General features: G+C 63.4%; 11 protein-coding genes. 5 read left to right on the top strand and 6 right to left on the bottom strand.

Annotation, left to right across the window (positions count from 1 at the left end; genetic code table 11):
• Positions 1-8: 8 nt before the first annotated feature.
• The 6 genes from DIZ22_RS18865 to DIZ22_RS18840 form a co-directional block, all read right to left on the bottom strand.
• Positions 9-1,295 carry an acetyl-CoA C-acetyltransferase gene (locus tag DIZ22_RS18865; protein ID WP_122928543.1) on the bottom strand — a complete coding sequence of 429 codons (1,287 nt, stop codon included), beginning with the start codon at positions 1,293-1,295 and terminating at the stop codon, positions 9-11.
• Complete coding sequence (locus tag DIZ22_RS18860; RefSeq protein ID WP_122928541.1) at positions 1,292-3,538, bottom strand: acyl-CoA dehydrogenase; 2,247 nt, start codon at positions 3,536-3,538, stop codon at positions 1,292-1,294. The genes DIZ22_RS18865 and DIZ22_RS18860 overlap by 4 nt, the downstream gene beginning before the upstream one ends.
• 183 nt (positions 3,539-3,721) lie before the next feature.
• A complete protein-coding gene (locus DIZ22_RS18855) occupies positions 3,722-6,682 on the bottom strand; it encodes a PAS domain-containing protein (RefSeq protein WP_122928539.1) in 2,961 nt (986 codons plus the stop codon).
• Between the two features lie 33 nt (positions 6,683-6,715).
• Positions 6,716-6,943 (bottom strand): hypothetical protein, encoded by a 228-nt coding sequence (locus DIZ22_RS18850; protein ID WP_010336640.1) that lies wholly within the window; start codon positions 6,941-6,943, stop codon positions 6,716-6,718.
• A gap of 28 nt (positions 6,944-6,971) precedes the next feature.
• Positions 6,972-8,267 (bottom strand): sorbosone dehydrogenase family protein, encoded by a 1,296-nt coding sequence (locus DIZ22_RS18845; protein WP_122928537.1) that lies wholly within the window; start codon positions 8,265-8,267, stop codon positions 6,972-6,974.
• On the bottom strand, positions 8,264-8,692 hold the full coding sequence (locus tag DIZ22_RS18840) for a DUF2231 domain-containing protein (protein ID WP_017503768.1): 429 nt from the start codon (positions 8,690-8,692) through the stop codon (positions 8,264-8,266). Before DIZ22_RS18840 ends, DIZ22_RS18845 begins: the two co-directional genes overlap by 4 nt.
• Before the next feature lie 186 nt (positions 8,693-8,878).
• Here DIZ22_RS18840 and coxB point away from each other — a divergent pair, with 186 nt between their 5' ends.
• The 5 genes from coxB to DIZ22_RS18815 are packed head-to-tail and all read left to right on the top strand — an operon-like array spanning position 8,879 to position 14,370.
• A complete protein-coding gene (coxB, locus tag DIZ22_RS18835; RefSeq protein WP_122928534.1) occupies positions 8,879-9,847 on the top strand; it encodes a cytochrome c oxidase subunit II in 969 nt (322 codons plus the stop codon).
• Positions 9,844-12,366: a cbb3-type cytochrome c oxidase subunit I gene (locus DIZ22_RS18830; protein ID WP_122928532.1), complete on the top strand. Its 2,523-nt coding sequence runs from the start codon at positions 9,844-9,846 to the stop codon at positions 12,364-12,366. The genes coxB and DIZ22_RS18830 overlap by 4 nt, the downstream gene beginning before the upstream one ends.
• Positions 12,363-12,740: a hypothetical protein gene (locus DIZ22_RS18825; RefSeq protein WP_004209549.1), complete on the top strand. Its 378-nt coding sequence runs from the start codon at positions 12,363-12,365 to the stop codon at positions 12,738-12,740. Before DIZ22_RS18830 ends, DIZ22_RS18825 begins: the two co-directional genes overlap by 4 nt.
• A complete protein-coding gene (locus DIZ22_RS18820; RefSeq protein WP_122928529.1) occupies positions 12,737-13,333 on the top strand; it encodes a cytochrome c oxidase assembly protein in 597 nt (198 codons plus the stop codon). The genes DIZ22_RS18825 and DIZ22_RS18820 overlap by 4 nt, the downstream gene beginning before the upstream one ends.
• On the top strand, positions 13,330-14,370 hold the full coding sequence (locus DIZ22_RS18815) for a c-type cytochrome (protein ID WP_122928527.1): 1,041 nt from the start codon (positions 13,330-13,332) through the stop codon (positions 14,368-14,370). The genes DIZ22_RS18820 and DIZ22_RS18815 overlap by 4 nt, the downstream gene beginning before the upstream one ends.
• Positions 14,371-14,413 lie beyond the last annotated feature (43 nt).

Here is a 14,413-nt window from a genome sequence, read left to right as displayed (position 1 = left end):
GGCCTCCTTCACAGCCGTTCGATCAACATGGCGCCGCCCTGGCCGCCGCCGATACATTCGGTGGCGATGCCGCGCCTCAGCCCAAACCGCTCCATCGCCTGAACCAGATGCAGTGCGATCCGCGTGCCACTCGTGCCCACCGGGTGCCCCAGGGAAATCGCGCCGCCATCGACATTGAGGCGCGAGGGATCGATTCGCCCGGCCGCCCCCTCAAGGCCCAATATGGTGCGACAGAATGCTTCGTCCTCCCATGCCGCAAGGCATGCCAGCACCTGTGCAGCGAAGGCTTCATTCAATTCCCACAGGTCGATATCTGCCAATCCATGACCGTTGCGCTTGAGGAGTGCCGTCGAGGCGAGCACCGGACCCAGGCCCATGATGGCTGGATCAAGCGCCGACCACTGGCTGTCGACGATCCGCGCACGGGGCATAAGGCCATGGCGCTCGACCGCCTCTTGCGAGGCGAGGATGGTCCAGCAGGCGCCGTCGCTGATCTGCGAACTATTGCCCGCAGTGACCTTCCCATAAGGGCGCTCGAAAACCGGCTTCAGCGTCGCGAGCTTTTCTGTGCTGCTGTCGGGCCGCACCCCATCATCCTGGGAATATACGGTTCCATCCCTGGCAAAAGCAGGAAGAAGTTCCCCCTCCAGCCATCCCTCCGCCTGCGCCCTGGCAAGACGCTTGTGGCTTTCGACGGCATAAGCGTCCGCCTCCGCCCTCGATATGGAGAAGAGGTGCGCCAATATTTCGGCGGTCTGGCCCATGCCAAGATCGGTGATGGGATCAGTGAGGCCGCGTTCCAGTCCGATGATGGGCTTGAGGAAGTCGGGACGAAATCCGCTGGCCGCTTTCAGCGAGGCCAAGGGGCTGGTCTTGTCGCCCTGCATCGCGGCGAACCATTGGACGGCATCCTGGCGAAACACGAGCGGGGCGTGACTGAGCGCCTCAGCACCGCCCGCCAGGATGAGGTCGCTGCCGCCATCGGCGATATAGCGGTAGGCAGTGTCCATCGACTGCATGCCCGAACCGCAATTGATCTGAACGGTAAAGGCGGTCGTCTGCGTCCCGCAGCCCAGACGCAGTGCAGCGACGCGCGCCGGATTGGCCTCATCTGCGATGACGTTGACGCACCCCAATATGACCTGATCGAAGTCCGTGGGGGCAAATTTCTGCCTTAGCAGAAGGGGGCGCCCACATTGTACCGCCAGGTCAACAGGCGTGAACGGGCCGGGGCCGCCACGCGCTTTGAGAAAGGGCGTGCGGGCGCCATCGACAATGTAGACCGGCCGGCTCATTCGGCGGCCTGCGCCAGATCCGATGCAGCGGGATTGCGCCGCAGATCTTCGGGCGCGAAATCATCGACGGCGATGACGTCCGCGACCGCGCGATCTGCCTCTTGGAGCTGCGCCAGTTCTGCGCTCGACAGCAGGCCGCGTTCGCGCGCCTTGGCCCAATCCTTAATCCGCGCCTTGCGCAGCCGGTCGTGGATCGGCTGGGTATCGACCATCAGGCGGAAGGCTTCGGTCAGGCGGGCGACAGGTTCTTCCGGACCGCCGATGAACACATTGTCGATTAGCCGTTCGCGCGCTGGGCAGGGTTCCAGGATGATCTGCGCGCACTGACGGATGGTCCGGTCCGTCGGGCCATGACGACGCCGGCCAAAGGGGAGGATGAACAGGCGCAGCATCCAGCCGACAGGCCGCGCGGGGAAATTCTCGATGATCTCGACGAACCTTTGCTCGATCGTGGCAAAGCCGCTGTCCATGCACCAGGCGAGCAGGGGAAAATCATCATCCTGGCGCCCTTCATCCTCCCAGCGCTTGAGCGCGCCGGACAGAAGATAGAGTTCGGACAGGATGTCACCCAGCCGGGCGGACAGGAGTTCGCGCCGCTTGAGCTCGCCGCCCAGGGTCAGGAAGGCAATGTCGGATATGAAGGCAAAGGCCGCGGCATAGCGGCTCATCTGGCGATAATAGCGGGTCGCGCGCCCGGCCCTGGGCGCTGGCGCAAACAGGCCGCCGGTCCAGTTGCGCGCGAAGGCCCGGATCGCGGTCTTGAGCGCGTGGCCGACATGCTTCCACAGCACATCGTCGAACTGCGCCAGCGCCCGCCCGCGATCGGCATCTGCGACCGCGCGGATTTCCTTGAGCAGATAGGGATGGGAGCGGATCGCGCCCTGGCCGAACACCATCAGGCTGCGGGTGAGGATATTGGCGCCCTCGACCGTGATGCCTACCGGGATCGCGCGATACTGGTTGCCGAGATAATTATTGGGTCCGTCGATCACGCCCTTGCCGCCATGCACATCCATTGCGTCGTTGATGACGGTCCGCATGCGTTCGGTCGCATGCAGCTTGAGGATCGAGGAAATGACGGCGGGATGGTTCCCCTGATCGAGCCCCGCGCAGGTCAGGCGGCGCGCGCCATCGAGCAGATAGGCATTGGCCGCGATCCGTGCCAGCCGCTCCTGTATCCCCTCGAACTTGCCGATCGGCAGGTTGAACTGGGAGCGGACCCGCGCATAGGCGCCGGTTGTATGGGCAGCAAAGGCGCCGGCAGCAGCAGACAGGGAGGGCAGGGAAATGCCCCGGCCCGCCGCCAGCGCGCTCATCAGCATTTTCCATCCCTGGCCGACGCGATCCGGGCCGCCGATGATGTTGTCGAGCGGGATGAACACATCATGGCCCTCATTGGGGCCGTTCTGGAAACTCTGCATCGAGGGGATATGCCGGCGCCCGATCGACACGCCGGGAAGGTCGGTGGGGACCAGCGCGACGGTGATGCCGATCTCGTCCTGCCCGCCCAGCAGATGGTCGGGATCGCGCAGCTTGAAGGCGAGGCCCAGCAATGTCGCGACCGGACCCAGGGTGATATAGCGCTTGCGCCAGTTGAGGCGGATGCCCACCACCTCCTCGCCGTCCCACTGACCCTTGCAGATGACGCCTTCGTCGACCATCGCCGCCGCATCGGAGCCGGCTTCCGGGCTCGTCAGGCCGAAAGCGGGAATTTCGCGACCATCCGCCAGCCGCCGCAGCCAGTGGTGCTGTTGTTCCTTGGTTCCAAAACGCAGGATGAGTTCGCCCGGGCCCAGGCTGTTGGGGACCATTGTAGTGACGGCCGCGGACACGGATCGGGTCGCGATCTTGCGGACAATCTCGCTATGGGCGAAATTGGAAAAACCAAGGCCGCCATATTCCTCGGGAATGATGATGCCGAAGAATTTTTCCTGCTTGAGATAGTCCCAGGCTTCCTGCGACAGGTCGTGCGTTTCCCAGGTCATGCGCCAGTCGTCGATCATGCCGCACAGCTGTTCGACAGGGCCATTCATGAAGGCCTGCTCCGCGTCGGTCAGCCGGGCGGGCGGCACGGCAAGGAGCTGATCCCAATCCGGATTGCCGGTAAACAGGGCCGCGTCCCACCAGCTGTTGCCAGCCTCGATCGCTTCGTTCTCCGTAGCGGAAAGAGCGGGCAGGGCTGCCTCGACGAGGGAGAAGATCGGGCGGGTCAGGATTTCACGGCGGGCGTTGGCAAGCATCATCTCTGTCCTTTTTGCTTGCCCCATGAACGCGGAAGACCCCGTACATGATCCGTCGCGGCCTGAAGCCTTGCCTGAACCTCAGCCGCAAAATGTCGTCAGGCCGACCGCCGGTCGTACCGCAAGATTGACGATGTCTTGATATTGGAGGCGGCGCAGTGCTCGGTCGATTGCCGCCTCGCGGGATCAGGGCAGCATATCGCCAATCCGCTTTGCCAATGCGTCCATCGCGAACGGCTTGGTGACGAGCGCCATATTGGGCGCGAGCTGGCCATTGCCGATGACGGCATTTTCAGCATAGCCGGTAATGAACAGGACCTTGAGATCCGGCAGGAGGCTGAGTGCGGCATCGGCCACCTGTCGACCGTTCATCCCGCCGGGCAAGCCCACATCCGTGATCAGCAGGTCGATTGCCACGCCATTTTGTAACAGCCGCATGGCGCCTGGGCCGTCCATCGCTTCCTGCACATCATAGCCCAGTTCCTGCGCTATCTCGACAACGAGGAGCCGAACCGTGGGTTCATCATCGACCACCAGGATCGTGCCGCGTCGTGATTCATTGCTGGCCGCCTGCTCACTCAGCGATGGAATGACTGTCGCGTCCTCGCTTTCCTCGTCTTCCATGAAGTGGCGGGGCAGATAGAGGCACATGGTCGTGCCCGTACCGATCTCGCTATAGATCCGCACATGGCCGCCGGACTGACGTGCGAATCCATAGATCATCGATAGGCCAAGCCCAGTGCCTTCACCCAGCGGCTTGGTCGTGAAAAAGGGATCGAAGGCGCGGGAAATCACCTCTGGCGTCATGCCCGTGCCGGTGTCGGTCACGCAGATCGAGACATATTGACCCGGTTCCAGATCACGCTCGCGCGCGGCCGTGTCGTCCAGCCACTTGTTTGCAGTCTCGATCGTGATGCGTCCCCCGTCCGGCATTGCGTCGCGCGCATTGATGCAGAGGTTGAGCAGCGCATTTTCAAGCTGGTTGGGATCGACCAGGGTTGTCCAGATACCGGCCTTGCCGACGGTCTCGACCTCTATCTGTGGTCCCACCGTGCGCCGGATGAGCTCTTCCAGATCGAAGATCAGCCGGTTGGAATTGACCGGTTTGGGATCAAGCGTCTGCCTGCGGGAGAAGGCGAGCAGGCGGTGGGTGAGCGCAGCGGCGCGGCGCACGGCGCCCTGGGCTGCGACAGAATATTTGTCGATCTCGCCGACCCGGCCCTGCGCGATACGTATCTGCATCATTTCCAGGGCCCCGGAAATGCCCGTCAGCAGATTGTTGAAATCATGGGCAAGGCCACCCGTCAACTGGCCGACCGCTTCCATCTTCTGCGACTGGCGCAGGGCGTCCTCAGCCCTGTCGCGCTCGGCCGTCTTGGTCTCGACCTCCTCGATGAGCCTGCGACGATCCTCCTCGAGCTGGCGCTCGACAGCCTTGCGAGCTGACATGTCCTGCATCGCCCCGACCATACGCAGCGGCTCGCCGGCAGGCGTACGCAGAACATAGCCGCGATCAAGCACATCGGCATAGCTGCCGTCGCTGCGGGCAAAGCGATATTCGTCGGTCCAGTCAGTCCCCTCGCCATCGATCACCGCGTGAATGCTGTCATTGATCCGATGCCGGTCATCCGGGTGGATATGGTCCAGCCACCACTCGCCGGTCGGTTCGACATCTTCGAGCCTGTGCCCATAGGCATGCTCAAGGGCGATGTTCCAGGTCACATGATCGTCGCTGAAGTTCCAGTCCCATACCGCATCATTGGTGGCCCGTCCGGCAAGACGCAGCCGCTCCTCGACCTCCCGCAAACTGGCCTGCGCCTGGCGATCGGCGGTGACGTCCTGCACGGTACCGATAAGGCGAATCGGGGCCTGGCCCTCGAACATTGCCAGGCCCTGAGCATGGATATGTCGTTCGATCCCATCCTCGATCCCGACGGTCCGATACTCGGTGTCGAAAATGCCGCTGCCGGTCGGATCGAGCGCGGCGCGCACCGCTGTGTCGGCCCCTTCGCGATCCTCGGGATGCAGGCCCGCCAGAAAGGCGGTTTCATAGCTGACGGGGGCACCGGGATGCAGGCCAAAAAGGGCACGACAGCGATCGTCCCATTCAAGCTGTCCGGTTTGCGGCCAATAGTCGAACTGACCAAGGCGGGCCGCGCGTGTCGCGAGTTCCAGCTTTTCCCGGCTTGTGGCCAGAGCTTCGCGCGAAAGATGCGAGGCCGTTACATCGGTGGCCGTGCCGAACCACTCAAGGATATTGCCGTCATCGTCGAGGATGGGGACGGCGCGGGACGCTGTCCAGCCGATGGTGCCATCAGCCTGACGTACGCGATGCTCCAGCATGAAGGGCGCCCTGGCTTCGATGGCGCGGGCGATCGCGTCCATCACGATGGAATGGTCATCCGTTGGAACATAGAGTTCAAGCCAGCGAACAGATGGTGCTTGCGTGTCGACGAGGAAACCACGTCCGTCGAGGTGGCGCATTTCCTGCCAGTCGGCGCTCATCTGATAGATTGCGTCGGAGGTCGCGCTTACCAATGCGCTGAAACGCGCTTCGCTTTTCTCCAGCCTTGCCCGTTTTTCCTCGATCCTGCGGGCGTCCGTAAACTTTTGCGTCACATCCACCGCGATATCGAGAACGCCGACGATATCGCCTGCGTCGTCGCACAACGGACTGTAGCAGAAGGTCCACCATGTATCCTCGGCATCACCATTGCGGGTCATGACGAGGTGCATGTCCTCGACCGAAACCGTCTCGCCGCCAAGGGCTCTATCGATCAGGGGCGAGAGCTCGGACCAGATCTCGGGCCAGACATCGCACATCGATTGGCCAAGTGCTGCGGGGTGACGAGCTCCCAAAAAGGGCGCATAGGCATCATTGTAGAGGAATATCTGCGCCTGCCCCCACATGATGAACATCGGAAAATCCGAGGCGAGCGCGAGCGCGACCGTGGTTCGCAGCGAAATTGGCCAGTCGGCCTTGGCTCCCAGTGCCGTTTTTTCCCACGGGAAAGAGGCTATCCGTGCTCTGAGCGAATCCGCGTGCGTGGGCGCCGGAGAAAAAATGGAGGCCATGACTTGGGGATAGACGGACTTCGCCATCCTGTCATCGTGCACGACGGCGTTCCTTCCATCCATTTGGCGCATTTAACCTGATATTTCCGTTATTGCTCGACGGCTTCAGTCCTGGGGGGCGGCCGATCCTGCGCGGTTATCGCTGTTAACCTCATCCGCGCCGGTCTTGTCGGCCCTGAAATAGCCGATCGCAACCACGATGAGCAGAACCGCGATGACGAGCGCGAGGCTGGTCACCAGGATCGACCGGGTCACAGTCGTTCGCGATCCGCTGCGTGCCTCGACTTTCGAGAGATGGGTCACCGTTTCGCCGTCTTCCTGTCGTTTCTCCATTTTCTCTCTCCTTGCCCTTTGTCTCATGTCAGCGACGGGTTGGGGCTATCCTCCAGACGCTGTTGGACAGGTCATCGGCGACCAGGAGCGCGCCATGGACCGGATCATAGCTTACGCCCACCGGACGTCCGCGCGCATGTCCATCCTTGATGAACCCGGTCAGGAAGTCCTGGGGCTTGCCGGCGGGCCGACCATCGGCGAATGGGATGAATACCACCTTGTAGCCGGCCAGATCCTGTCTGTTCCAGCTGCCATGCTGTCCGACGAAGGCGCCCTGCGCATAGGCGGGGCCAAGACCTCCGCCGGTTGCGAAGCTGATGCCGAGCGCCGCGACATGGGATCCCAGGGCATAATCGGGCCGGATCGCGCGTCGCACCATATCGGGCTGCTGCGGACGCACCCGCGGATCGACATTCTGTCCCCAATAGCTGTAGGGCCAGCCATAAAAGGCCCTGGGGCGAACCGCAGTCATATAATCGGGCGCCAGTTGCGGTCCGAGCTCATCGCGTTCGTTCACCACGGCCCAGAGCCGGCGCGTCTGCGGCTCAACTGCAAGTGCCGTCGGATTGCGGATGCCCGAGGCATAGGTGCGATGCATGCCGGACTGACGATCAACCTCCCAGATGACGGCGCGATCTTCCTCCACCGCCATGCCGCGTTCGCCGACATTGCTGTTGGAGCCGATACCGACATAGAGTTTCGATCCGTCCGGGCCGGCTGCCAGCGACTTGGTCCAGTGATGGTTTATGCGCGAGGGCAATCTGGTCACTTCGACGCCCGGCGTGGTGATGCGCGTCTCGCCCTCGCGATAGGGAAAGCGCAGCAGCGCGTCCTGTGTCGCGACATAGAGCTGGCCCTCGACCAGGGCGAGGCCATAGGGCGCATTCAATCCGGTGATGAGCGCACTGCGCAATTCGGCGCGGCCATCGCCATCGGCATCGCGCAGCAGGGTGACGCGATTGCCACCCTTGACCGATGTCTTACCCATGGCCTTGATCTGGGTCGCGATGACATCTTTGGGCCGCAGCGCGGGGGCCGAACCGCCCGACCCTTCCGCCACCAGAATGTCGCCATTGGGCAGCACCAGCATCTGGCGCGGGATGGCGAGCCCCGTGGCAAAGGCCGTCACGCTAAAGCCGGCCGGTGCCGTCGGATTCTCATTCCCCCAGCCAGTGGGCGTCGCGATTTTCATCGGCGGCAGCAATGTCTGGCGCTGATCGGGCAGGCCCGGCCGGCCGCCGGTCTGGTCAAGGCCGGGCTGGCTGCGCCCGCAGGCGGCAAGCGCCAGGAGACCGGCGCCCAGGATGAAGGCACGCACGATCATGGCCGAACCTCCCGATAACCCGCGAAGGCCACCCAACCGGCGGCAAGGGCAGCCAGGCTGCTGAGGATGGAGAGGATGAGGCCGATGGTCCCGACTGAACTCCAGCCGTCGCGGCTATGCTGAAAGGCGTTGATGAGCCCGCAGACCCACATCAGCGCCAACAGCAGCAGATAAAGGCCATGCTGCCGGCGTGCAGGCCCTTTGGCACGCGTTAGCGCGATCAAGGCCCATAGCAGTACCAGCCCACCGCCGATCAGCGCGCCGGTGATCAGCCAGGCCGAAAAGTTGCTCCACTGGATTTCGGCGCTGTTGAGATAGGTGATGTCCGACAGCAGGGCAGCGGGAAACAGGGCGACCGGCCAGGCGAGCAGCAGGCCGTGAAGCGGATGGAGCAGGGGCCGGGTGCGCGGCGGGGCGCTGGGCAAGACAGGTCTCCTTGTCGAAGGAAGAACGATCCCTCGCCAATGCGCCGGCTGGCTTTTGGTTTCGCCGACACCGGCAATTCATCCACTTGTTACGAAACAGAAATGTTTGAACCGGATGCCGCTTCGCGTGTTGGCACGTAAGACGCTGCACATAGGATGCGGCGCAAAAGGGGTGACGCGGGCGCAATGCGCAATCCATGGCTCTGGACCATTTTACTGCTCGGCCTTGGCGCCTGCAATGCGCAGCAGTCGGCCCTCCATGTCTTCGGCGCCGAAGCACGGCAGGTGCGCGAGATGGCGATCCTGTTGACCATCGGCGCGGCGATCATCGTGACGGTCATGGTCCTCATCTATGTTCGTGCGCTTCGCGCTCCGGAAGGGGCGCTCAGCCATCGTAGCGGCATGCGGATCATCCTGTGGCTGGGCGCCATCGGCCCGGCCCTGATCCTTGGCGCGCTGCTTCTCTATGCGTTGCCTGCCATGCGCCCGCGCGAGACAGCGCCTGGCGACCTCACCATTCGGGTCGAGGGCGAGCAATTCTGGTGGCGGGTCGCTTATGGGGCATCACGCGCGGGACCTGGACTTGTTTCTGCCAATGAGATCCGCCTTCCCGTGGGGCGGACGGTGATCCTTGAACTCGGCGCGCAGGACGTGATCCACAGTTTCTGGATTCCCGGTCTTGCCGGGAAGATGGACATGATCCCCGGACGGACCAACAGGCTGGTCGTGCGCGCCGAAAAGGCCGGCCGCTTCCGGGGCGTTTGCGCGGAATTTTGCGGCCTGTCGCACGCGCTAATGGCCTTCGACGTGATCGCGATGAACCCAGCGGATTTTGACGCATGGCTGGCGGGCGCGCGCGGCGCCGGCAAGGGCCTGGTCCCATCGAGGGGCCAGTCCCTCTTCGATGCGCATGGCTGCGGCGCCTGCCATGCCATCCGGGGAACCGCGCATGATGTGGCAATCGGGCCTGACCTTAGCCGTTTTGGACAGAGGCGGACGCTGGGTGCCGGGATGTTGCCACCGACCACCGCCAATATCGCCGCCTTCATCCGTGCGCCCCAGATCGCAAAGCCAGGCGCGCGCATGCCCGCCTATCCCCAGCTGTCCGAGCAGGAGGCCATTGCCATTGCCCATTATCTCGAGGGGCTGAAATGAGCCTCCACGATCAGGATGACCCGGCGCTCCGCGCGGCGCAGGAAGAAAGGCTGCGCGCGGTGTGGGCGCCGCCCAGGGGAATCTTCCTGCGCTGGACCGACTGCAACAATAATCGCGTCGGTGTCTGGTATGTGCTGACCGCCTTTGGCTTCATGCTCTTTGCCGGCGTGCTCGCGCTCATCATGCGCACCCAGCTTGCCGTGCCCGACAATGATCTGGTTGGGCCTGGTACCTTCAACCAGCTCTTCACCCTGCACGGCTCGATGATGATGTTTCTCTTCGCCGTGCCGATGTTCGAGGCGGTGTCGATCATCCTGCTGCCGCAATTGCTGGGCGCGCGCGACCTTCCATTTCCCCGCCTGTCGGCCTTTGGCTACTGGTCCTTCCTGATCGGCGGGCTGTTCGTCGGGGGATCGATCTTCTTCAATGCCGCCCCTGACGGCGGCTGGTTCATGTATCCACCGCTGACCACCCGGACCGACCTGTCGGGGCTCGGAGCCGATATCTGGATGCTCGGTCTTTCGTTCATCGAGGTGTCGTCGGTCGCCGCCGCAGTTGAACTGATCGTCGGCGTGCTCAAATGTCGACCGCCGGGCATGCGGCTCAATCTCATGCCGCTATATGCCTGGTACATACTGGTCGTGGCGGTGATGATCCTCTTTGCCTTTCCGCCGCTCATCGCCGGCGACATATTGTTCGAAATGGAAAGGCTGCTCGACTGGCCCTTCTTCGATGCGCGCCGGGGCGGGGATCCGCTCCTGTGGCAGCATCTGTTCTGGATCTTCGGTCATCCCGAAGTCTACATCATATTCCTGCCCTCGATCGCGCTGTTCGCGATGCTGGTGCCGACCTTCGCCAACCGCCATCTGCTGGGCTATCCGTGGATCGTGCTGGCGGCTGTGGGCACCGCATTCCTGTCCTTCGGACTTTGGGTCCACCACATGTTCACCACCGGGCTGCCGAAGATCAGCCTGGCCTTCTTCTCGGCCGCCTCCGAAGCCGTGGCCATTCCGACCGGCGTCCAGATCTTCGTGTTCATAGCGACGCTGTGGGCAGGGCGGGTCACCTGGTCCACACCCCTTCTCTATGCGACCGGCAGCCTCGCCATTTTCGTGATCGGTGGTCTTACCGGCGTGATGGTGGCAGTCGCACCGTTCGACTGGCAGGCGCATGACAGCTATTTCGTCGTCGCCCATCTCCATTATGTGCTGATCGGCGGCACGCTGATGCCGCTTTTTGCCGGCCTCTATTATTATTGGCCTTTGGTGACGGGCAAGAAGCTGTCCGACCGGCTTGGCCGGGTCGCTTTCTGGATGCTGTTTGTCGGTGCCAACCTGACCTTCTTCCCGATGCATCTTTCCGGGTTGATGGGCATGCCGCGCCGCGTCTTCACCTATCCGGCCGAACTGGGGCTGGGCGGGCTCAACATGGCTTCCACCCTGGGGGCCTGGCTGTTCGCCGCGGGGGTGGCGGTGATATGCATCGATCTTAGCCTCTCGCCACGCCGGGTTCGGGCCGTCCGCAATCCCTGGAATGCGGGCACCCTGGAATGGCTCGCCCATCCCGAGGACGAGGACTGGGGCATAAGGTCGGTGCCAATGATCGAGAGCCGCTATCCGATCTGGGACCAGACAGATTTCGTGCGCAAGGTGGATGAGGGCCGCTTCTTCCTGCCCGATGCAGAGGAAGGGCGACGCGAGACGATCGTCACGAGCGTCCTTGATGCCCGGCCACTGGCAGTGATCCGCCTGGGAACCCCGAGCATCAAGCCCATGCTGACGGCGTTCGCGCTCGGCGGGGTCTTCATCCTCACAACCTATCATCTCTATTGGGCTGCGCTCGTCAGTGGCGTTGCCACACTCGCTATGGCGCTGTGGTGGCTCTGGACCGGAACGGCCGAAATTCCCGAAAAGTCCTGCAAGCCGATCGGCCACGGCCTTGAGCTGCCGCTGTACCTCTCCGGGCCATCGGCGCCAGGCTGGTGGGCGATGTTCATCACGATGATGGCCGATGCGACCGCGTTTTCCGGGCTGGTCTTCGGCTATTTCTTCTTCTGGACCCGCCATGCCGATTTCCCGCCGGTCGCTCTGGCGGACGGTCCCGGCATGGCCTGGCCCATGCTCGCATTGTTCTTGGGCATCGCAAGCTGGCTGCTGACGCTAGGCGCGCGCGAGGTGCATGCCCGCAAGCATGTCGGCATGGCACGGCTCTGCCTCATGGTCGCGCTACCACTCAGCCTTGCCGGAGTCGGGGCAGGGCTGGCCGGCCCCTGGACGCATGGCATGGACCCGCAGGCGCACAGCTATCCTGCAATCGTGTGGACGCTCGCCATCTGGGCCGCGGCCCATGCGGGCGTTGCCGTCATCATGCAGGGCTATGCACTCGCGCGCAGTCTCGCCGGGCGCATGGACCCGGTGCATGACGCGGACCTGCGCAACGTCACCGTCTACATGCATTTCTATGCGCTGACCGCGATCGTCACCTATGCGACGATCGGCCTGTTCCCGCAGGTCACATGAGCGAGCGAGGCAAATGGCATGAGCGGCTCAAGGTCACGCTCTGGACGCTGATCGTGCCGCCAGCGATCTGGGCGGGTCATTTCCTGGCGTCCTATCTCTGGGCGGCCATCTCCTGTGCCAAGGCCGGGCGCTTTGCCAGTTTTCCGCTGCTGTTCGTCATCGGCACGATGCTTGCGCTGCTGATGATCGGGCTTTCGGGATGGATCGCCTGGGCGCAGGCCCGCCTGCCGGGCAATCCGCCGCCCCATGAGGACTCGACCCGGATCGACCGGCTCCGTTTCCTGGCCAAGTCGACCTTGCTCCTGGCAGGGCTGAGCTTCGTCGGGGTGCTGTTCACGGCGCTTCCGGTCATCTTCCTGCGGGACTGCCGATGAAAGGTGCCGCACTTGCCGCCGGCCTCGCGCTGGTACCGATCGGCTGGATCCTGGCTGTGCTGCCGCTTGGCATGACTGGCCACATGGCAGGCCATATGATTGCCGTGGCGATTGCAGCGCCTTTTCTTGCCCTTGGCCTGTCTCAAGGGCGGCTTGATCCTGCGCGTCTCTGGCCCGGCCTCGCAAGCCCGATGGCGATGATGTTGGTGGAACTTGTCACGGTCTGGCTCTGGCACCTGCCGGCCCTTCGCGCGGCGACAATGACGTCCCTGCCTCTGCTCGGGCTCGAGCAGTTCTGTTTCCTTGGCGCAGGTCTGCTGCTCTGGTCATCGGTGCTCCGCGCCGATCATCGGGCCGCTGGCCTCGGTGCCCTGTTGTTGACATCGATGCATATGACCCTGCTTGGTGTCCTGATCGGCCTGGCGCCACGGCCTCTCTACGCGGCGGCGGATCATCATCATCTGGCCGGCATGGACCCGCTGATCGACCAGCAACTGAGCGGTGTCCTCATGCTGCTGGTTGGCGGGGCCAGCTATTTCATCGGTGGTCTTGTCCTGTTGGCGAGCCTCCTGCGCCAGAGGGGGGCGGCATGATCCTTCGCATCAGCTTGAAGCGCGCAATTGTCGCGTTGCTCGGACTTGGGGTTCTCGGCATGCTGTTCGCCTGGTCCGGGGCCATGCAGATTTCCGCGTCGTCGGGCCATTGGCGTATTACCGACTGGTTCCTTCACTGGACGATGCGCAATTCCGTGCGGACTTATGCCTGGCTGGACGCACCGCCCGATCCGCTCGACGATGAGGGCCTGGTCAGTGCAGCGGGGCATTTTCGTCAGGCCTGCCAGGTCTGTCATGGCGCGCCGGGTGTGCGTCCATCACCCGTGATGCAGCAGGCAACTCCGCCAGCGCCTGATCTTGCCCGGACGGCAGGGGAATGGCGGGATCGCGAATTATTCTGGATCATCCGGCATGGCGTCAAATTCACCGGCATGCCGGCCTGGGCGGCGGCTGATCGACCGGACGAAGTAAGGCGCATGACCGCTTTCGTCCGGCGCTTGCCGCATATGACGGCGGCGCAATATCAAGCGCTGACCCAGGCTGGCGAGGAGGGACGTCTGCCCGGCGTTGCTCCGGCAACCTTGTCGGCATGCACAAGCTGCCATGGCGTCGATGGTCGGGGGAGGGAGCAATCCGATATTCCGGTCCTGGCTGGGCAGAGCGCGGCCTATCTGGTCGCCAGCATGCGCCAATATGCGTCGGGGAAGCGCAGCAGTGCGGTCATGCAGACGGCGCTGGCAACGACCGGGCGCGAGGACATGGCGAGGCTGGCGACCTATTTCTCTGCGATGCCCGGGCTGGCGAATATTGCCACCACACGCAGTTCACCGGGGCTGGATCGTTTTGGCCAGCCCCTGCCGGCCTGCAGCAATTGTCATGCAGTCGGCAAGGCAGCGCCCATCCTTGCCGGGCAGAAGCCAAGCTATCTTGCTGCGCGCCTGCGGCTTTGGCAGCAAGACGATAATGTCATCGACGCGCGACTGCCGCCGGACACCATGGCGATGATAGCAAGACGTATCAAGGTCGATAAGATCGATGAACTGGCACGGACCGTGGCGCAGTCCGGTTCGGACTAAGGGGCTATCGCCCGATTAGGCGTGCATGTTGACCCAGATGAAA

Source organism: Sphingobium sp. LF-16, from assembly GCF_003711185.1.
GTDB classification, from domain to species: domain Bacteria; phylum Pseudomonadota; class Alphaproteobacteria; order Sphingomonadales; family Sphingomonadaceae; genus Sphingobium; species Sphingobium yanoikuyae_A.
The sequence above is the reverse complement of the archived record's forward strand: the minus strand, read 5'-3'. Positions and strand labels throughout refer to the sequence as shown.

Coding starts and splice junctions, on each gene's coding strand:
- DIZ22_RS18820 (WP_122928529.1), top strand. CDS start 12,737: ATGAAAGGTGCCGCACTTGCCGCCGGCCTCGCGCTGGTACCGATCGGC.
- DIZ22_RS18860 (WP_122928541.1), bottom strand. CDS start 3,538: ATGATGCTTGCCAACGCCCGCCGTGAAATCCTGACCCGCCCGATCTTC.
- DIZ22_RS18845 (WP_122928537.1), bottom strand. CDS start 8,267: ATGATCGTGCGTGCCTTCATCCTGGGCGCCGGTCTCCTGGCGCTTGCC.
- DIZ22_RS18850 (WP_010336640.1), bottom strand. CDS start 6,943: ATGGAGAAACGACAGGAAGACGGCGAAACGGTGACCCATCTCTCGAAA.
- DIZ22_RS18865 (WP_122928543.1), bottom strand. CDS start 1,295: ATGAGCCGGCCGGTCTACATTGTCGATGGCGCCCGCACGCCCTTTCTC.
- coxB (WP_122928534.1), top strand. CDS start 8,879: ATGCGCAATCCATGGCTCTGGACCATTTTACTGCTCGGCCTTGGCGCC.
- DIZ22_RS18855 (WP_122928539.1), bottom strand. CDS start 6,682: ATGCGCCAAATGGATGGAAGGAACGCCGTCGTGCACGATGACAGGATG.
- DIZ22_RS18825 (WP_004209549.1), top strand. CDS start 12,363: ATGAGCGAGCGAGGCAAATGGCATGAGCGGCTCAAGGTCACGCTCTGG.
- DIZ22_RS18830 (WP_122928532.1), top strand. CDS start 9,844: ATGAGCCTCCACGATCAGGATGACCCGGCGCTCCGCGCGGCGCAGGAA.
- DIZ22_RS18815 (WP_122928527.1), top strand. CDS start 13,330: ATGATCCTTCGCATCAGCTTGAAGCGCGCAATTGTCGCGTTGCTCGGA.